We start from the raw sequence: 16,781 nt of genomic DNA, 5'->3' as shown, positions 1-16,781 counted from the left end.
GGGGTGCCCTTCGTCGAACGGATCAGCGCTTCGCGGTGACGTGGTCGGCGAGCGCCGGGATGACGGTCTCGCCGTAGACGCGAAGCGTCTCCTCCTTGTTGTCGTGCTGCAGGTAGCCGGCGAACTGGTCGACGCCGAGCGCCTTCAGCTGCTCGAGCTTCTCGATGTGCTCGTCGGCGTTGCCGAGCAGGCAGAAGCGGTCGATGATCTCGTCGGGCACGAAGTCGGTGTGCGTGTTGCCGGCGCGGCCGTGCTCGTTGTAGTCGTAGCCCTTGCGACCGGCGATGTACGACGACAGCGCCTCGGGGACGGCCCCGCCCGCGGCCTCCGACTTCGAGCCGTACTTCTCCACGATGTCGGCGATGTGGTTGCCGACCATCCCGCCGAACCAGCGGCACTGGTCGCGCATGTGCGCGCGGTCGTCGCCGATGTAGAAGGGGGCGGCCACGCAGATCTTCACCGACATGGGGTCGCGGCCCGCGGCCTCGGCGGCCTCGCGCACGTGCCGGATCATCCACGCCGCGATGTCGACGTCGGCCAGCTGCAGGATGAAGCCGTCGCCGACCTCGCCGGCGGCCTTGAGCGCGAGCGGACCGTACGCGGCGACCCACACCTCGAGCTTCGACCCCTCGCTCCACGGGAACTGCAGGGTCGAGCCGTGGTACTCGACCGGCCGCGAGTTCGCGAGTTCGCGGATGACGTGGATCGACTCCCGCAGCTCGGCGATCGTGGTCGGCTTGCCGTTCGTCACCCGCACCGCCGAGTCGCCGCGACCGATCCCGCAGATCGTGCGGTTGCCGTACATCTCGTTGAGCGTGGCGAACACGCTCGCGGTGACCGTCCAGTCGCGGGTGGCGGGGTTCGTCACGAACGGGCCGACCGTGATCTTGCGCGTCTCGGCGAGGATCTGGGAGTGGATCACGTACGGCTCCTGCCAGAGCAGGTGCGAGTCGAACGTCCACACATGGCTGAAGCCGTGGTCCTCCGCGAGCTTGGCGAGCTGGATCGCCCGCGCCGACGGCGGGTTGGTCTGCAGCACTGCGCCGAAGTCCATTTCGTCTCCTTCCATGCCGTGGTCTCGATACGCGCTTCGCGCTCCTCGACCGACGACGTCAGCTCAAGTACTGGCTCAGGCCGCGCTTCAGGAACCGGCCGTCGCCCTTGGCGCCGAGGTACTCGCCGCCGTCGACGACGACCTTGCCCCGCGAGAGCACCGTGTCGACGTGCCCGTCGATCTCGAAGCCCTCCCACGCGGAGTGGTCCATGTTCATGTGGTGCGTGCGTCCCTCGCCGTAGCCGATCGAGGTGCGCCCGTTCGGGTCGTAGACCACGACGTCGGCATCGGCGCCGGGCTGGATGACGCCCTTGCGGCCGTACAGCCCGAACATGCGCGCCGGCGTCGTCGACGTGAGCTCGACCCAGCGTTCGAGGGTGATCTCGCCGGTCACGACGCCCTGGTACATGAGGTCCATGCGGTGCTCGACGCCGCCGATGCCGTTCGGGATCTTGCGGAAGTCGCCGAGCCCGAGCTCTTTCTGGTCTTTCATGCAGAAGGGGCAGTGGTCGGTCGAGACCATCTGCAGGTCGTTCGTGCGCAGCGCCTGCCACATCGCCTGCTGGTGCCCCTCTTCTCGCGAGCGCAGCGGGGTCGAGCACACCCACTTGGCGCCTTCGAAGGCACCCCATTGGTCGCTGGATGCGGCGAGCTGGTCTTCGAGCGAGAGGTAGAGGTACTGGGGACAGGTCTCGCCGAACACGTTCTGCCCCTTGTCGCGCGCCCACGCGAGCTGCTCGACCGCCTGCTTCGCCGACACGTGCACCACGTAGAGCGGGGCGCCCGTGAGCTTCGCGAGCATGATCGCGCGGTGCGTCGCCTCCTCCTCCATCTCCCAGGCTCGGGCGATGCCGTGGAAGTACGGGTCGGTCTTGCCCGCTGCGACGAGCTGCTCGGCGAGCACGTCGATCGCCGGCCCGTTCTCGGCGTGCATCATCGTGAGCATGCCGGTGTCGCGCGAGACCTGCATCGCCTTCAGCACCTGGGCGTCGTCGGAGTAGAAGACGCCCGGATAGGCCATGAAGAGCTTGAAGCTCGAGATGCCCTCGTCGGGCAGCGCGCGCATCGCGGCGAGGGCGTCGTCGTCGACGCCGCCGACGATCTGGTGGAAGCCGTAGTCGATCGCGCAGTTGCCCGCGGCCTTCTCGTGCCAGGCGGCGAGGCCGTCTTGCACGCGCTCGCCGTAGCGCTGCACGGCGAAGTCGATGATCGACGTCGTGCCGCCGTGCGCGGCGGCACGCGTTCCCGTCTCGAACGTGTCGCTCGCCTCGGTGCCGCCGAACGGCAGCTGCATGTGCGTGTGCGCGTCGATGCCGCCGGGGATCACGTACTTGCCGGTGGCGTCGATGACGCGATCGGCGCTCGCCGCGACATCCGTGCCGAGCAGTTCGGAACCCGGTTCGAGGAGGGCGACGATGCGCTCGCCGCCGATGAGCACGTCGGCCGCGGCGCGACCGGTCGCGCTGACGACCGTGCCGCCGGTGATGAGGGTCGTGGTCATTGATGCTCCAATCTCCGCCGGTCGAGTAGGCCGGTGGCCGTATCGAGAACCTGCGTGATCTCGATCCGCTTCGCTACTCGATCGACGACTTCACGGCTTCGCGATCTTCGTGTAGGAGTCGGGCCGGCGGTCGCGGTAGAACTGCCAGTCGTCGCGCATCTGCCGCACCATGTCGAGGTCGAGGTCGCGCACGAGCAGCTCCTCGTGCTCGCTCGAGCCGCGCTCGCCGACGAAGTTGCCGCGCGGGTCGATGACCTGGCTCGTGCCGTAGAAGTCGACGGCGAGCTCGCCGTACTCGTTGTCCTCGCGGCCGACGCGGTTCGGCTGCAGCACGAAGTAGCCGTTGGCGACCGCGGCGCACGGGCCCTCGACCTCCCACAGGCGGTTCGAGAGGCCGGGCTTCGTCGCGTTCGGGTTGAACACCATGTGCGCATCGTTCAGGCCGAGCTCGCGCCACCCTTCGGGGAAGTGCCGGTCGTAGCAGATGTACATGCCGACCCGGCCGACCGCGGTGTCGAAGACGGGGTAGCCGAGGTTGCCGGGGCGGAAGTAGAACTTCTCCCAGAACCGGTCGAGGTGCGGCAGGTGGTGCTTGCGGTACTTGCCGAGGATCTCGCCGTCGGCGTCGACCAGCACCGAGGTGTTGTAGTAGACCCCGGTCTCGGCCTCTTCGTAGATCGGCAGCACCATGACGGTGCCGAGTTCCTTCGCGACCGCGGCGAAGCGCTGCACGATCGGCCCGTCGGCCGCCTCGGCGAAGCGGTAGTACCTCTGATCCTGCGTGATGCCGAAGTACGGGCCGTAGAACAGCTCTTGGAAGCAGACGACCTGCGCGCCCTGCGCTGCGGCGTCTCGGGCGAACTGCTCGTGCTTGTCGAGCATCGATGCCTTGTCGCCGGTCCAGGTCGTCTGGGTGATGGCCGCTCGGACGGTGGTCATGCTGCCTCCTGCCGCACTTCGAGGTGCTCTCGTGGCTCATGGTGCCTGTCGACCCATACTCTCGCCGGGGCGCGGATGGGGCAATGGGCTGCTCGGATGAGCACGCGAGGGAGGGTCGGGTCAGGCCACCTCTCGCTGCGGCTGCGACTGCTGCAGCGGCTCGAGGTGCTCGGGCACGAGCTGGATGCCGCCGGTGCTGTTCGCCGAACGCATGAGCTGCTCGAGCCACTCGCGGTTGAGCTCGGGCGCCTCCGGCTCGTCGAAGACGAAGCGCAGCGGGATCGCGGGGTGCAGCCAGAGAGTGCTCCGACCCTCGGGGTGGTCCTCGGGATGCGCCCACGACAGCGTGAAGCTCTCGTTGCGGCGCAGCTTCGCGATGATCGCGACCTTGAGGTGCGCGAGCGCGCGGTCCTCGATGCGGGTGCTCAAGCCGCTGCCGTAGTAGATGGTGCCCATGCGATCGAGCGTAGGAGCGCGGTCGCCCCCGGGGCGCTGCGGAAGCAGCCGGTATGCGAACGACTCGCTGCAGATGACGAACGACGTCAGGAACGCGCGCGGCGGAGCTGCTCGCTCGGCGTGCAGCCGTACTGCTCGCGGTAGTAGCGCGCGAAGCGCGACGAGTGCCCGAACCCCCAGCGCCGGGCGACGACCGCGACCGCCTCGACGCCGAGGACGAGCTCGTCGTGGGCGCCGGCGAGGCGCACGCGTCGCAGGTACTGCATCGGCGACTCGCCCGTCGACCGCAGGAACGCGTACTGCAGCCCGCGCGTCGAGATGTGCACGGCTTCGGCGACCTCGTCGACCGTGATCGGCTCGCGCGCATGCTGGTCGATGTAGGCCATCGCACGGCGCACGGTGGCGTCGGCCGGGCCGCGCTGCGGCGACCGCTCGATCGTGTCGAGGTAGGTCGTCGGGATCGCGGCGAGCGTGATCCGCAGCGCGTGGGCGGCGAGCTCGGCCGCGATGAGCGGCTCGTCGTGCCCGCCGTCGTCGACGAGCGAACGACGAACGTGGTCGAACGCGCTGAGCCAGGCGCGTCCGGCGGCCGCCGATCTCGGCTGCGGGTCGAGCACCCGCAGCCGCAGCGCGTCGTCGCCGCTCATGCGCCGCGCCAGGCGCTCGGCGCCGGCGAGGTCGAAGATGAACGCCCGCACCTGCGCCTCGCCCCGCCAGCTCGCCTCCACCGGCCTGCGGCTGCAGGCCCACGGCATCGCCGCGTCGAACGCGGTGCGTGCGGTGCCCACGCCGCCGCCGGGGGTCGTCAACTGGCAGACGAAGAGCTGGTCGGCGGCGTCGACCACGGAGTCCACGTCGGCGTCGAGCCGGTACTCGACGACCGAGAAGCCGTCGAGCGAGGCCGAATCCCACTCGAACCGGAATCGTGCGGGCTCGACCCGCTTGATGCGCGCGCTCGGGGCGAACTGCTGCCAGATCGGCTCGACCACGCCGACGTCTCCGGATCGGAGCCTCATCACCTCGCCCATCGGACCATCCTGCCTCGTTTTCGAGGGGCCGCGGCCGATGGGACGATGTCAGGGTGAAGATCACCGTGCTGGCCGGCGGCGTCGGCGGTTCCCGTTTCGTGCTCGGGCTGCGAGAGGCCGTGCGGCGTCGTGCCGACGCGCAGGCGGGGGCGGCGGTCGGCGAGCGGCCCGGCGGCGCCTCCCCCGACGAGATCACCGTCGTCGTGAACACCGGCGACGACGTGTGGCTCGCGGGCGTGCGGCTCATGCCCGACTTCGACTCGCTGCTCTACGCCCTCGCCGGCGTCAACGACACCGAGCGCGGCTGGGGTCGCGCCGGCGAGACCGAACGCGTCGCCGCGGAGCTGCGCGAGTGGGGCGTCGGCTGGCCGTGGTTCACCCTCGGCGACCTCGACCTCGGCACGCACCTCGCCCGCACCGCGTGGCTGCGCGAGGGCCTCACCCCGTCGCAGGTCGGCGACCGCCTGCAGCGGCGCTGGCCGCTCGGGGCGCGACTCGTCCCCGCGACCGACACCGAGGTCGACACCTGGGTCACGGTGGATGCCGCCGCACTGGGCGATTCGGTCGCCGGGGCGCCGGCCGACGCACCGCCGCCTGACGGCGCGCCGACGAGGGCGGCGATGCACTTCCAGGAGTGGTGGACCAGGCACCGCGCCGCCGTCCCCGCGCTCGCCTTCACGCAGCGGAACCTCGCCTCGGCCCGGCCGGCCCCCGGCGTCGTCGAGGCGATCGAGGGCGCCGACGTGGTGCTCGTCGCCCCGTCGAACCCCGTCGTGTCGATCGGCACGATCGTCGCGGTGCCCGGCATCCGCGAGGCACTCGCCGCGACATCCGCACCGGTCGTCGGCGTCTCGCCGATCATCGGCGGCCGCGTCGTGCGCGGCATGGCCGATGCGTGCCTGCCGGTCATCGGCGTCGAGACGAGCGCGGAGGCGGTCGGCCGGCACTACGGCGCGCGATCCGGTGGCGGCATCATCGACGGTTGGCTCGTCGACGAGACGGATGCCTCGGCGCTGGGCCCGCTCGCCGAGGCCGGGCTGGTCGCGGCCGCGGTGCCGCTGTGGATGCGCGACGTCGACACCTCGGCGGCGCTCGCCGAGGCCGCGCTCGAGCTCGCGGGCGCCCTGCCGACCGTCGAGTAGCGCGTGGGCGAGCGATCGGTCGACCCGGTCGACCCGGTCGACCGACCGGATGTGCTCGACGGCAGGCAGTCGTGCGATGGCAGGGTGTCGGTCGGCCGCGGGAGGATTGGGCGATGATCGCAGTCGTGGCGCTCGCGCTCGGTGCGGCGCTCGCCTACGGCGTCGCCGACTTCCTCGGCGGCGTCGCGGCGCGGCGCGCGACCGTGTTCGCGTCGACGACGGTCAACTACGCGGTCGCCGCGCTCGTGCTCGTCGTCGTGGTGTCGGCGACCGGTGGGGTCTGGTCGCTGCCGGCGGTGACGAGCGGGCTCATCGCCGGGGTGCTCGCGCTCATCGGCTTCCTCGCGTTCTTCGCGGCACTGGCCGCCGGGCCGATCTCGCTCGTGACGCCCGTCATCGCCCTGCTGAGCTCGGCGGCGCCGGTCGCGGCGGCACTCGTCATCGGCGATCCGCTCGGCCCGCTGGTCTGGGTGGCCGTCGTCGCCGCGGTCGTCGGCTCGGTGCTGATCGGCATGGAGCATCGGCTGAGCGTCAGCGGCCTCAGCACCCGCACGGTCGTGTTCACGCTCGCGGCCGGCCTCGGCTTCGGCTTCGCGACGGTCGCCCTCGACCGGGTGCCCGACGACTCGGGGCTCATCCCGGTGCTGCTCGACTCGGTCACGGGCGCGGTCGTGCTGCTCGCCGTCGCACTGCTCGCGCCGATGAGCGCACCGATCCGCCGCCTGCTCGCGCTGCTCGACCCGCCCGCCGCGTCGCTCGAGTCCGCAGCTCCTGCTCGAGAATCCGACCGCTCCCCCGCCCGCACCGAGGATGGCGACGAATCTCCTGCAGAGGCCGGGACGCACGGTCTGGCCTCGACCGCGATGCTGTCCGCGGCAGCGGCCGGCCTGCTCACGGGCATCGCGAACGTGCTGCTCATGCTCGGGCTGCACGCGGGCAACGTCGCCGTCGTCGCCGTGCTCACGAACCTCTACCCGCTCGCGACGATGGCGCTCGCCTGGATCGTGCTGCGCGAGCACCTCTCACGCGTGCAGCTCGTCGGCGCGCTGCTCGCACTCGCGGCCTCGGTGCTGCTCGGCGTCGCCTGAGCCCTGTCAAGCCCGTTGCCCGACGGACCGCCTGCTGCGAGCGTGGTCGCGTACCCGGACGAGCGACCCTGGAGGGCGACATGACCTCGATGAACGATCCCGAGACCACCGCCGACACCGAGGCCCGGCGCGCGGGCGACCAGCGGGCGGAGCGCCTGGCCCGCGACGTCGAGGACCGCGAGCGCGCCTCCGACGAGCGAGGAACGACCGACGACGCCGAGCCGATGACCGACTCGACCGACGGCGGGCTCGACGGCGGCGACCCCGGCGTGGAGGAGTGAACCGACCGCCCTACGGAATGTAGTCGACGACCCCCTGCGGCGCCACGCCGGCACGATACCGCTCGACGAGCTCGCGCCATCCCTGCTCGGGAGTGAACTCGTGAGCATGCACCGCCTCGGTGAAGTGCCACAGCAGGTAGGGGTGGGCGCCGAGCGCGTAGAGCGCCGCGTAGTCCCGGGCGGCGAAGGCCGCGCGCTCCGCCTCGGTCAGCACGCGGTCGTCGGTCGCGCCCTCCGCGCCGGCGCCGGCGCCGAGCCATCCCTCGACGTAGGCCGCCGGATCGGCGACGTAGGCCGCCACGCGCGCGTCGCTCAGCTCGACGTACCGCATGAACTTGTCGACCATGTACTTCGTCATCAGCGGCTCCCCCACAGGAAGAACGGGCTCGACGCGAAGCGCGACTCGGCGACGTCGACGAAGTCGGCGGGGCGGCCCATCGCCGCGAGCGCGGTGATCGCGTTGAGGTACTGGTAGGTCATGCATCCGGCCTCGGTGATGCGCTCGAAGTCGCTGCACACCCGGATCGCCCCGTCGAGGTCGCCGTCGCGCATCCACGCGGCGGCCGCCTCGTCGAAGGCGGGGTCGGGCGAGCCCGCGAACGTGCGCGGACCGCCGACGTCGTTCGCCATGTGCCCCGAGGTGAGGATCGCGACGCGCGCGTCCGACTCCCACGACGAGATCGCCCGGCTCAGGTGCTCGCCGAGCGCGATGAAGCGTCGCACGCTCGGCACCGGCGGCATCGAGGCGTTCGTGTGGATCGGCACGACCGGCAGGTCGAGCTCGGGCCTGACGTACTGCAGCGGGATGACGAAGCTGTGGTCGAGCCGCCACTCGAGGCTCACTGCGAAGTCGATCGCCTCGGGCAGCACGGTGCGTCCCGAGATCTCGTCGGCGAGCTCCCGGTGGCCTGAGACCTCCACGGCGTCCATGCCGAACGTGCGCACCTCGTTCTCCCACGTGCCGTGGTACGAGTCGGCCTTGCCGACGACGAACGCCGGCGACGTGTCGTAGAAGAACTGCCGCAGGTGGTCGGTGCCGATGACGACGACGACGTCGACGTCGTGCTCGGCGAACGCGCGCCGGAAGCGCGCGAAGTTCGCCGCGACCCCCGCGAGGTCGTCGGGCATCGGGTCGCGCATCGCGCGCCAGAGCAGCGGGTTGTGCGGCGTCGCCGCCGCGAGCACGAGTTCGGCCATGTCTCGCCTCTCAGATTCCGAACAGCTTGCGGGCGTTGTCGAGCAGGATCTTCCGCCGCGACTCGGGCTTGAACGGCAGGTCGTCGAACTCGGTCAGCCACCGGTCGACGGTCATCACCGGCCAGTCCGAGCCGAACAGCACCCGGTCGGTGATGAGCGAGTCGGCGTAGCGCACGACCTCGGGCGGCAGGTACTTCGGCGCCCAGCCCGAGAGGTCGAGGTAGACGTTCGACTTGTGCCACACCATCGCGAGGTTCTCGAGGTGCCACGGCCAGGCCGGGTGGGCGCTGATGACCTTGAGCTCGGGGAACTCCGCCGCGACGTCGTCGAGGTACGGGATCGGGCGCGCGTTCTCGAGCCGGTACCCGCCCCCGCCGGGTGTGCCGGCGCCCGCCCCGGGGAAGCCCGAGTGGAACATCACCACGAGCCCGAGCTCGGCGCACGCCTCCCAGATCGGGAAGAAGCGGCGGTCGTTCGGCAGGAACTTCTGCCGCGAGGCGTTGAGCTCGCCCACGCCCTTGATGCCGTACTCGCCATGCATGCGACGGATCTCGGCGATCGCGGCCTCGCCCTTCCACGGGTCGATGCCCGCGAACGCGATGAACGCGTCGGGGTGGTCGACCTGCGCCCTGCCGAGCAGGTCGTTCGGCGCGCCCGGGATGCCCGAGGTCGTCTCCGAGTCGGAGTTCACGATCACCGCCATCATCCTGCGGTCGCGGTACTGGTCGGCCTGCTCGGCGAACGAGACGACCGGCCGCTCGCGCCCGAAGTGCTTCGCCATCTGCTGGTGGCGCTTGCCCATGGCGGCGAGGAACTCCTCGGTCTGCGGGTGGGTGTGCACGTCGATCGCGACGAGCTCGTCGGTGCGGGTCATGCGCGGGTCCCTTCTGCGACGGCGACGTCGTCGATGATCGTGGATGCCTCGCCGAGCAGTCGCCCGTCGTGCTCGCCGAGCCTCGGGGCGGCGCGCAGCGCCGGGCGACCGCTGCGGTGGAACCGGGTGCTCGGCACCGGCACCCGCAGCGGCCCCTCGTGCCCGGCGATCTCCTCGACGAGGCCCATCGACGCGACCTGCGGGTCGTCGAAGAGATCGGCGACGGTGTTGAGCGGCCCATGGGGGATGTCGTGCTCGACCAGGCGATCGAGCCAGTACTGCCGAGGCATCCGCGCCGTGATCTTCTTGAGCTCGACGTCGAGATCGTCGTAGTTGCGCACGCGAGCCTCGCGCGTCGCGAAACGCGGGTCCTCGGCGAGCTCGGGGTGCTCGAGCACGTCGACGAGGCCGGTCCAGAACTTCTCGGGCACCGACATGTGGATCACGAACGCCCGGCCGTCGGAGCCGCGGCACGCGTAGGCCTGCGCCCGCCGCGGGCGAGAGTCGGGCCCCGCGACCTGGCCGGTCTCGAGGTAGGTCGACGCCGCCTCGGTGAGGAAGTCGATGAGCGAGCCGACCATCGACACCTCGATGTGCTCGCCCTCACCGCTCGCGTTGCGGGCGTGCAGCGCCGCGAGCACCGCCTGGGCGGCCTGCATGCCCGAGAGCAGGTCGGAGAACGCCGGCCCCATCGGCCGCAGGATGTGCTCGGGCACCACCTGGCTGTACATGCCCCCGACCGCCGAGATCACGGTGTCGTAGGCGGGGCGCTTCGCGTACGGGCCCTCGGCCCCGAAGCCCGTGATCGAGCAGCTGACGAGGCGCGGGTTGCGCGCGCGCAGGACGTCGGGCCCGAAGCCGAGCCGCTCGGCGACCCCGGGGCGGAAGTTCTCGATGAGCACGTCGGCGTCACCCGCGAGCCGCAGCAGCTCGGCGAGTCCGCGCTCGCCCTTGAGGTCGAGCACTACCGCGCGCTTGCCGCGGTTGTAGGCGGCGAACTGCGGGCTCATGGCGCCGTGGCCCTCCCAGCGGCGCATCGGGTCGCCGTCGGGCGACTCGACCTTGATCACGTCGGCGCCGAGGTCGGCGAGCAGCTTCGCCGCGTACGGGCCCGAGATGTACTGGCCGAGCTCGACCACGCGGATGCCGGCGAGCGGGCCCGCCGCTCGAGGAGGCGACGAGGGAGCCGACTCGAAACCCTCACGTTCAGCTGACATCGATGATCACCTTTCCTGGCGGCGAGTCGGAGAAGTCGCGGTAGGCCCCGCGCACGTCGCCGAGGTCGTAGCGTGCGCCGATCGCGGGAGTCACCGCACCCGCGGCCACGAGGTCGAGCGCACGGCGCACCTGGGCGTAGTCGGCGCTCGCGACGCCGATGAGTCGCTTGCGCCTGAGGTAGAAGTCGCGGGAGTCGAGCTCGACGCCCGGGTCGACCGAGGCGGCGCAGAACACCGCTCGCCCCGCCCACGAGAGCGCCGCGACGCCCGCACCGAGCGTCGGCCCGTGGCCGCTGACGTCGATGACGACGTCGAAGCCGCCGGGCTGTTCTGCGGCGAGCGCGGCGCGCAGTCGGGCGGTCCCGTCGGCGCGGATCGCGCGCACGCCGGGCGGTGCCTCGTCGAGCGAGCCTCGCGAGGCTGCGACGACGTCGGCGCCGAGGTGCGCGGCGAGCGCGGTCGCCGCCCGGCCGAGCGTGCCGCCCGCGCCCGTGACGAGCACGCGCTCGCCCTCGGCGACCCCCGCCGTCTCGATGGCGTTGAGCACGATCGGCACGCTGTGCACGGCCGCCGTCGCGACAGCGGACGGCAGCGCGCCGCGCGGGAACGCGTTGCGCGCCGGCACGGCGACGAGGTCGGCGGCTCCGCCGTCGCGGTGCACGCCGACGACGACCTGCGCGGGGCAGTCGGCCTCGCGCCCCCGCGCGCAGGCCGGGCACCCGCCGCAGGCGATGTTGGGTTTCACGACGACGGCCTCGCCGAGGCGGGCCGGGTCGACGCCGTCGCCGACTGCGACGATCTCGCCGGCGGGGTCGATGCCGAGCACGCGGGGCAGCTTCGCCGCGACACCGGGGCCGACGCCCGCGATGACGTTGAGGTCGAGCTGGTTGACGCCCACGGTCTCGACGCGCACGAGCACCTCGCCGGCCGCGAGGCCCGGCGCCCCGCGCTCGGCGACGGCGAGACCGTCGAGGCCGTGGGCCGAGAGCACCGCTGCGCGCACCGTCGCCTCCTCGTCGAGCGCTCGAGGGCCGTTCGGCCCATTTCTGGATACGGTATCCAAACTGGCCACCGCCGTCCAGCGATGGACAGGATCGGCATCGATCCATGCTCGCCGAAGCAGGCTCCGAAGTCACGGATGACTCGGAGCTCGTCGGCGGGGGTCGAGGGCGCGCGCCGGCGCGCCGCCCTGACCCCGCCGTTACCTCACTTCTTCCGCGAGGTCACGTCGCTGATGTCGCTTCCGGCACGGCTGGCGGCCTTCGACTTCTTGTCGGCCCGCTTCTCCTTGAGCGTGCGGGTGGCTGCGGTCTTCGATGACGAATTCTTGGGGGACTTGCCGGACATGGTGACGACCTTTGATCGGGAGCTCGAACGGCCCCGTGCGCGCAACCCTACGCGGTCGACCTGTGCGCCCCTCGCTCGGACCGGACGAACGGTGGTCTCGCGATGACCATGGACAGTTCCCTCATTTTTGGATACCGTATCCACAACTTCGCGAGCGGCCTCCGTTTCTCGCCGGGCCGGCCGCGAGGCATCCCACTGAGAAATGGAGAGTCATGCGCACATCCATCCCCCGATCCGGCCGCGCCGCGATCGCCGCCCTGGCAGCACTGGCGCTGCTCGCGGGCTGCGCCGCCGCCGGCCCCGGCGCGTCATCCGACCCGGTCGAACTCGCCGACGGCGAGCCCGGTGCCGCCGAGGACACCGAGATCACGGTGGCCATCCCCTTCCCCGACATCACGATGTACTCGATGTACGTGCTCGCGAACGACCTCGGCTACTACGAGGAGGAGGGCCTCGACGTCGAGGTCATCACCGCCGACAACGTCACCGCGGCCGTCGCGTCGGGCAGCGCCGACATCGGCGTCGAGTCGACCGGCACCGTCATCGAGGCGATCCGCGGCGGGGTCGGCGTCGACCTCGTCGGAGGCCACTACTGCCGGCAGAACTTCGACTTCGCCGCCCAGCAGGGCGTGACGAAGGTCGACGACCTCGACGGTACGTCGATCGTGCTCGCGGGCACCCCCGGCGACCCCGCCGAGTTCCAGCGCAAGCGCGTGCTGAAGGAGGAGGGCTGGGACCTCGACACGGTGCAGACCGAGGTGGTCTACCCCGGCCCCGGCTCCGAGTCGTGGACCGAGTTCTTCGTGAACGACAAGATCTCGATGCAGCCGTTCTACGCCGACGACCGTCCCGCGCTCGAGGAGCACGGCGCGAACATCATCGTCGAGTCGCTGCGCAACTGGGCCAACGACGTGCAGGTCGCGGGCACCGGCTGGGCCGCCGAGAACCCGAACTCGCTCGTGCGGTTCCTGCGGGCGACGATCAAGGCGACCGACTACATGACCGCGCCGGCGCCCGGCGAGTTCCCCGAGAACGTCGACTCCGTGCTCGACATCTACGAGGCCAACGACTTCGACGTCGCCGACCTGCGCGACTCGGAGAGCCCCTGGGTGCTCGACGGCCACCTCGCGTGCCCGAACCTCTCCTTCGACACCGAGGCGTGGGACACGACGATCGAGACGCAGAACCTGCAGCCGCTCGAGTTCGACGAGTCGCAGCTCGTGTACCTGCTGAAGGCGCAGGAGCTGCTCGGCCTCACCAACGAGGGGCCGGCCGACCTCGTCTACCCGGGCGACGTGTCGAAGTGAGCTGATCGCTCAGCGACTCGCGCCACCTCGCGACTCGCACCTTCCACCGAGAGCCCCCGCCGCAGCGCATGACGGCGGGGGCTCTCGCGCGCGGGTGGGCCGTCGACGTCGACCGGGGGCGCGGACCGCGATGCGACACTCGTCGGATGACCGCAGTCCTGCCTCGCCCCGTCTCACTCGAGGGACCGGTCGTCTCCCTCGCGCCGATGACGCACGCCGACATCCCCGAGCTGTTCCATGCCATCGGGCGCAAGGAGGTCTTCACGAACGGATATGGCGGCGGGATCGCCGCGCTGCCGCGGGATCTGCCGTCGTTCGAGCGATTCATCGAGTCGTACTACCTCGAGGATCAGCCGTCGGTCGCGTGGACCGTGCGAGGGGCCGGACACCCAGCCGGTCGGGTCGTCGGCGCAACGTGGCTGGGAGAGTTCGACCTCCGCAATGAGTCGACGCACGTCGGCGCCACCGCGTTCGACCCCGAGGTCTGGGGCACCGCGGTCAACGCTGCGACGAAGCTGCTCGTGCTGGGGTTCGCGTTCGACCAAGGCTTCGGCCGAGTGAGGATTCAGGCCGACAGCGCGAACGCCCGCTCCAGGGGCGCGATCGAACGGTTGGGCGCTCGATTCGAGGGCGCACTCCGTCGGGATCAGAGGCGGGCCGACGGCACGTGGAGGGACACCGCTGTGTACTCGGTACTCGCCGACGAGTGGCCGGCTGTGAAGGCCGGCTTGGTGCAGCGGATCGCGAGCACGGGGTCGCAGGGCTGAGATCGGCGCCGGTCGCCCACACTATCGACCGGTGCCGATGAGCCCGCCGGCGTGCGCCAGAGCGATGAGCTCGCTCCGCGATGACGCGTCCATCTTGCCGAGGATGCTGCTCACATGACTCTTCACGGTGGTCTCGGCGATGAAGGCGCGCCGTGCGATCTCCGCATTGGTCATGCCGGCCGCGACGAGGACGAAGATCTCCCGCTCGCGAGGCGAGAGCAGATCGAGGCCTTCCGGCGGGGCGATCGACGGCGCTGCTGGAGCCGTCTTCACGAGCGGCGATGCCGACGTCGAATCTTCCCGCCGCGCACGTGCGCTGCGCGATCCGAGCGCCCACATCCCGAGCGCGGCGGCGACGCAGACGACCGTCCAGGTGGCGATATCGGGCCAGAGCGGCGGTGCATCCCACGGCTTTCCGTTGATCGTTCCCCACACCCCCGACATCGAGAGGCTCGGGAGTGTGAGGAGCGCCGCCACCGCGAGCGCTCCGGCGATCACCGACGCCAGGAGCCAGCGCCGATGACGGACCGGCGATGACTCGGCGAGCAGGTAGGGCACGGGAAGCAGGATCAGATACGCGACCCATCCCGTCTGACTGAACCGTGCCGGCCAGAACAGCAACTGGCAGACGAGGATGACGCCGAGCACGGCAACGGCGACCCAGGGCCGCGATCGGGCCGACGCGAACACCAGCCCCAGACCGATCACGGTGATCGTCGCGTACGGCGATCCGGTGAACGTGTCGGAGCGGAGCGGCACGGACGTGCTGAGACTGTGCCACTCGACCTGCAACCACCATGCGACGAGGACTCCCCCGACCGCGATCTCCAGAAGGAACCTGCCCCGACCCATTGCACGCATGCCGCAAAGCTACGCTGCTCGCTGGACGTTCAGGCGCCGGTTGACTGCCCTTCCTCCCGAAGGAGGAGGACGATTGCCCACAGGAGCAATGTCAGTTCCGCCTCAGCGTGAGGCGGAACTGGCAGAGGTCGATCGGGAGCCTGGCGGGTGGCCGGGTCGGCACCATGGTGCTCGGCCAGGCGACCCTGTCCGGCGCCCAGAAGCCGGCCACATCGTCGCGCACATGCGGCGGGGCTTCGCACGGATGGTGTTGCGCCTTCCCCTGGGGCAGCTCGTACGGTGGGAGCCATGTTCACGACCGGCCAGATCGCACGGCTCACTTCGGTATCGCAGAAGGCGATCCGCTTGTACGCGGACCGCGGCCTGCTGGTCTCACGGCGCGACGATGCCGACCGGCGGATCTTCGCCGAGGATCAGGTCGAGCGAGCGCGGCGGGTGGTGCTGCTTCGCAGCCTCGACGTGTCGCTCGCCGAGGTCGCGACCGTCCTCGATGCCGACGATTCCGCCGCCGCCTTCGACACGATGCGCGACCGGCATCGGCGACACGCGGTCGGTTCGGACGAGGCGCTCGACTACGTGCGGACTCTGCTGCGGGGAGAGGTCGCGCTCCCGGCCGGCCTCGAGGTGCGACGGCGCACGATCCCCGAACGGGCCGTGCTCGGCGTGCGGGGCGAGGCCTCGCTGGCCGACACGGGTGCGGTGCTCCGCGATCTGACGGGCCGCGTGTTCGCTGCGCTCACCGCGGCCGACGCACCGCTCGGCGGCCCGGTGTACGTCGAGTTCCGGTCTCGCGCCACCGAGACGTACCCCGCGGACCTCCGAGTGTGCGCGCCGTTCGAGGGAGCCATCCGACCGCCGGAGGGGATGGAGATCACGCTCGACCCCGCGCACGACGAGGTGTTCGTGAGCCTCGACCAGGTGCACGCGGACGATCAGGCGCTCCTGGTCGGCGTGCACGACTTCCTGACCGCTCATTGCGGGCCGCAGCGCGAGGGCCCGAACCGCGAGGTCTACCTGCCGTCCTTCGCCACCGGCGCGACGGGCGAGGTGATGAGCATCGCCGTCCCCGTCTCGCTCGCCGAACCGCCGGCCGGCGGCGCGGGCGAGCGAACCGCCGGCCGCGCGGCCTAGGCGGTGCGGCGTGCGAGGAGCCTCCGACGGAGCCTGTGGAGGGTGGGCATGACCGCGTAGATCACGATCGGAACGGCGATCGTGACGACGACGATCGTTCGCGGCACGACCGGCAGCACCGCGAGCACTGGGCCCAGCGCGAGATTGATGACGAGCAAGGTGGGGGTCACCGCGAGCCAGATCATGAGCGCGAGTTCGTGCTGGCTGGGCGGCTTCGGGGTGGACGCAGGAGTCTCGATGCTCAAGGGTGCCTCTCGGAGCGAGTGGAACGTGGGGACGAGAATCCACAGTGTCGAGTTCCCCTCCGCCGGCGCAACGAAGCTTGCCGAAACCGCAAACTCGGCGTTCGCGGCAGGTGCTGCGCCCACCGCAGGAAGTCCTGCTGCGCCGGCGGCGTGTCATGCGGCGGCACGCCGCGCACACCCCCGAAGCTCTGCACTCCGCATCTGCACCGCCCGCCACCGCGGCCGACGCGCGAGAGCCGGCCCCCGTCGTCGCGCATGAGGCGGGGGCCGGCGGCCTGCGGGTGGAGCGGTCTCGATGCGCTCCCCTTCGCTGCTCGATCGGCGGAAGACGCCTACTCGACCGGCG

19 protein-coding genes are annotated in these 16,781 nt (G+C 71.1%); 6 read left to right on the top strand and 13 right to left on the bottom strand.

What is annotated here, in order from left to right; genetic code table 11:
* Window positions 1–22 precede the first annotated feature (22 nt).
* The 5 genes from LR269_RS04615 to LR269_RS04595 all read right to left on the bottom strand — a co-directional run bounded on the left by LR269_RS04615 (window position 23) and on the right by LR269_RS04595 (window position 4,978).
* Entirely contained in the window at window positions 23–1,054 is a 1,032-nt protein-coding gene (locus LR269_RS04615) for a TIGR03842 family LLM class F420-dependent oxidoreductase (protein ID WP_231429594.1), read from the bottom strand.
* 58 nt (window positions 1,055–1,112) lie between these two features.
* Window positions 1,113–2,555, bottom strand: coding sequence for a dihydropyrimidinase (gene hydA, locus LR269_RS04610; protein WP_231429593.1), 1,443 nt, complete (start codon window positions 2,553–2,555; stop codon window positions 1,113–1,115).
* Window positions 2,556–2,645: 90 nt separating this feature from the next.
* Window positions 2,646–3,494 carry a nitrilase-related carbon-nitrogen hydrolase gene (locus LR269_RS04605; protein ID WP_231429592.1) on the bottom strand — a complete coding sequence of 283 codons (849 nt, stop codon included), beginning with the start codon at window positions 3,492–3,494 and terminating at the stop codon, window positions 2,646–2,648.
* A gap of 120 nt (window positions 3,495–3,614) precedes the next feature.
* A complete protein-coding gene (locus LR269_RS04600) occupies window positions 3,615–3,950 on the bottom strand; it encodes a hypothetical protein (RefSeq protein WP_231429591.1) in 336 nt (111 codons plus the stop codon).
* A gap of 86 nt (window positions 3,951–4,036) precedes the next feature.
* The gene (locus tag LR269_RS04595) at window positions 4,037–4,978 is read right to left on the bottom strand and encodes an AraC family transcriptional regulator (protein ID WP_231429590.1); all 942 of its coding nucleotides are present in this window, start codon (window positions 4,976–4,978) and stop codon (window positions 4,037–4,039) included.
* A 53-nt stretch (window positions 4,979–5,031) separates the two neighbouring features.
* On the opposite strand from LR269_RS04595, the gene LR269_RS04590 reads away from it, so the two are divergent.
* The 3 genes from LR269_RS04590 to LR269_RS04580 all read left to right on the top strand — a co-directional run bounded on the left by LR269_RS04590 (window position 5,032) and on the right by LR269_RS04580 (window position 7,489).
* Window positions 5,032–6,120, top strand: a complete 1,089-nt coding sequence (locus LR269_RS04590; protein WP_231429589.1) for a 2-phospho-L-lactate transferase CofD family protein — start codon at window positions 5,032–5,034, stop codon at window positions 6,118–6,120.
* Window positions 6,121–6,233: 113 nt separating this feature from the next.
* Window positions 6,234–7,208: an EamA family transporter gene (locus tag LR269_RS04585; RefSeq protein WP_231429588.1), complete on the top strand. Its 975-nt coding sequence runs from the start codon at window positions 6,234–6,236 to the stop codon at window positions 7,206–7,208.
* A gap of 80 nt (window positions 7,209–7,288) precedes the next feature.
* Window positions 7,289–7,489, top strand: coding sequence for a hypothetical protein (locus tag LR269_RS04580; protein WP_231429587.1), 201 nt, complete (start codon window positions 7,289–7,291; stop codon window positions 7,487–7,489).
* A 10-nt stretch (window positions 7,490–7,499) separates the two neighbouring features.
* Here LR269_RS04580 and LR269_RS04575 read toward each other — a convergent pair whose 3' ends face one another.
* From LR269_RS04575 to LR269_RS04550, 6 genes are all read right to left on the bottom strand, one after another.
* Window positions 7,500–7,847: a hypothetical protein gene (locus LR269_RS04575; protein WP_231429586.1), complete on the bottom strand. Its 348-nt coding sequence runs from the start codon at window positions 7,845–7,847 to the stop codon at window positions 7,500–7,502.
* Entirely contained in the window at window positions 7,847–8,686 is an 840-nt protein-coding gene (locus LR269_RS04570) for a hypothetical protein (protein WP_231429585.1), read from the bottom strand. The genes LR269_RS04575 and LR269_RS04570 overlap by 1 nt, the downstream gene beginning before the upstream one ends.
* 10 nt (window positions 8,687–8,696) lie before the next feature.
* Entirely contained in the window at window positions 8,697–9,560 is an 864-nt protein-coding gene (locus tag LR269_RS04565) for an amidohydrolase family protein (protein ID WP_231429584.1), read from the bottom strand.
* The gene (locus tag LR269_RS04560) at window positions 9,557–10,777 is read right to left on the bottom strand and encodes a CaiB/BaiF CoA-transferase family protein (RefSeq protein ID WP_231429583.1); all 1,221 of its coding nucleotides are present in this window, start codon (window positions 10,775–10,777) and stop codon (window positions 9,557–9,559) included. Before LR269_RS04560 ends, LR269_RS04565 begins: the two co-directional genes overlap by 4 nt.
* The gene (locus tag LR269_RS04555; RefSeq protein WP_231429582.1) at window positions 10,767–11,780 is read right to left on the bottom strand and encodes an alcohol dehydrogenase catalytic domain-containing protein; all 1,014 of its coding nucleotides are present in this window, start codon (window positions 11,778–11,780) and stop codon (window positions 10,767–10,769) included. The genes LR269_RS04560 and LR269_RS04555 overlap by 11 nt, the downstream gene beginning before the upstream one ends.
* A 203-nt stretch (window positions 11,781–11,983) precedes the next feature.
* Entirely contained in the window at window positions 11,984–12,124 is a 141-nt protein-coding gene (locus LR269_RS04550; protein ID WP_231429581.1) for a hypothetical protein, read from the bottom strand.
* A 212-nt stretch (window positions 12,125–12,336) separates the two neighbouring features.
* Here LR269_RS04550 and LR269_RS04545 point away from each other — a divergent pair, with 212 nt between their 5' ends.
* Both LR269_RS04545 and LR269_RS04540 read left to right on the top strand, forming a co-directional pair.
* Window positions 12,337–13,431: an ABC transporter substrate-binding protein gene (locus tag LR269_RS04545; protein WP_231429580.1), complete on the top strand. Its 1,095-nt coding sequence runs from the start codon at window positions 12,337–12,339 to the stop codon at window positions 13,429–13,431.
* A 146-nt stretch (window positions 13,432–13,577) separates the two neighbouring features.
* The gene (locus LR269_RS04540; RefSeq protein ID WP_231429579.1) at window positions 13,578–14,198 is read left to right on the top strand and encodes a GNAT family N-acetyltransferase; all 621 of its coding nucleotides are present in this window, start codon (window positions 13,578–13,580) and stop codon (window positions 14,196–14,198) included.
* Window positions 14,199–14,219: 21 nt separating this feature from the next.
* Here LR269_RS04540 and LR269_RS04535 read toward each other — a convergent pair whose 3' ends face one another.
* A complete protein-coding gene (locus LR269_RS04535; protein WP_231429578.1) occupies window positions 14,220–15,059 on the bottom strand; it encodes a response regulator transcription factor in 840 nt (279 codons plus the stop codon).
* A gap of 288 nt (window positions 15,060–15,347) precedes the next feature.
* Between LR269_RS04535 and LR269_RS04530 the strand changes: the two genes are divergently transcribed.
* Entirely contained in the window at window positions 15,348–16,190 is an 843-nt protein-coding gene (locus tag LR269_RS04530; RefSeq protein WP_231429577.1) for a MerR family transcriptional regulator, read from the top strand.
* Here LR269_RS04530 and LR269_RS04525 read toward each other — a convergent pair.
* Window positions 16,187–16,435 (bottom strand): hypothetical protein, encoded by a 249-nt coding sequence (locus LR269_RS04525; protein ID WP_231429576.1) that lies wholly within the window; start codon window positions 16,433–16,435, stop codon window positions 16,187–16,189. The two genes, LR269_RS04530 and LR269_RS04525, sit on opposite strands and share 4 nt — an antisense overlap.
* Between the last annotated feature and the right edge of the window lie 346 nt (window positions 16,436–16,781).

It is taken from the genome of Agromyces sp. S2-1-8, from assembly GCF_021129215.1.
In the GTDB taxonomy this organism is placed as follows: domain Bacteria; phylum Actinomycetota; class Actinomycetes; order Actinomycetales; family Microbacteriaceae; genus Agromyces; species Agromyces chromiiresistens.
This window is presented reverse-complemented; position numbering and strand designations above follow the sequence as displayed.

Bases quoted from the DNA above. Each gene is read 5' to 3' on its own strand.
- LR269_RS04615 (WP_231429594.1), bottom strand. From the start codon at position 1,054: ATGGACTTCGGCGCAGTGCTGCAGACCAACCCGCCGTCGGCGCGGGCG.
- LR269_RS04535 (WP_231429578.1), bottom strand. From the start codon at position 15,059: ATGCGTGCAATGGGTCGGGGCAGGTTCCTTCTGGAGATCGCGGTCGGG.
- LR269_RS04530 (WP_231429577.1), top strand. From the start codon at position 15,348: ATGTTCACGACCGGCCAGATCGCACGGCTCACTTCGGTATCGCAGAAG.
- LR269_RS04595 (WP_231429590.1), bottom strand. From the start codon at position 4,978: ATGGGCGAGGTGATGAGGCTCCGATCCGGAGACGTCGGCGTGGTCGAG.
- LR269_RS04540 (WP_231429579.1), top strand. From the start codon at position 13,578: ATGACCGCAGTCCTGCCTCGCCCCGTCTCACTCGAGGGACCGGTCGTC.
- LR269_RS04585 (WP_231429588.1), top strand. From the start codon at position 6,234: ATGATCGCAGTCGTGGCGCTCGCGCTCGGTGCGGCGCTCGCCTACGGC.
- LR269_RS04565 (WP_231429584.1), bottom strand. From the start codon at position 9,560: ATGACCCGCACCGACGAGCTCGTCGCGATCGACGTGCACACCCACCCG.
- LR269_RS04575 (WP_231429586.1), bottom strand. From the start codon at position 7,847: ATGACGAAGTACATGGTCGACAAGTTCATGCGGTACGTCGAGCTGAGC.
- LR269_RS04570 (WP_231429585.1), bottom strand. From the start codon at position 8,686: ATGGCCGAACTCGTGCTCGCGGCGGCGACGCCGCACAACCCGCTGCTC.
- LR269_RS04580 (WP_231429587.1), top strand. From the start codon at position 7,289: ATGACCTCGATGAACGATCCCGAGACCACCGCCGACACCGAGGCCCGG.
- LR269_RS04550 (WP_231429581.1), bottom strand. From the start codon at position 12,124: ATGTCCGGCAAGTCCCCCAAGAATTCGTCATCGAAGACCGCAGCCACC.
- LR269_RS04560 (WP_231429583.1), bottom strand. From the start codon at position 10,777: ATGTCAGCTGAACGTGAGGGTTTCGAGTCGGCTCCCTCGTCGCCTCCT.
- LR269_RS04605 (WP_231429592.1), bottom strand. From the start codon at position 3,494: ATGACCACCGTCCGAGCGGCCATCACCCAGACGACCTGGACCGGCGAC.
- hydA (WP_231429593.1), bottom strand. From the start codon at position 2,555: ATGACCACGACCCTCATCACCGGCGGCACGGTCGTCAGCGCGACCGGT.
- LR269_RS04545 (WP_231429580.1), top strand. From the start codon at position 12,337: ATGCGCACATCCATCCCCCGATCCGGCCGCGCCGCGATCGCCGCCCTG.
- LR269_RS04600 (WP_231429591.1), bottom strand. From the start codon at position 3,950: ATGGGCACCATCTACTACGGCAGCGGCTTGAGCACCCGCATCGAGGAC.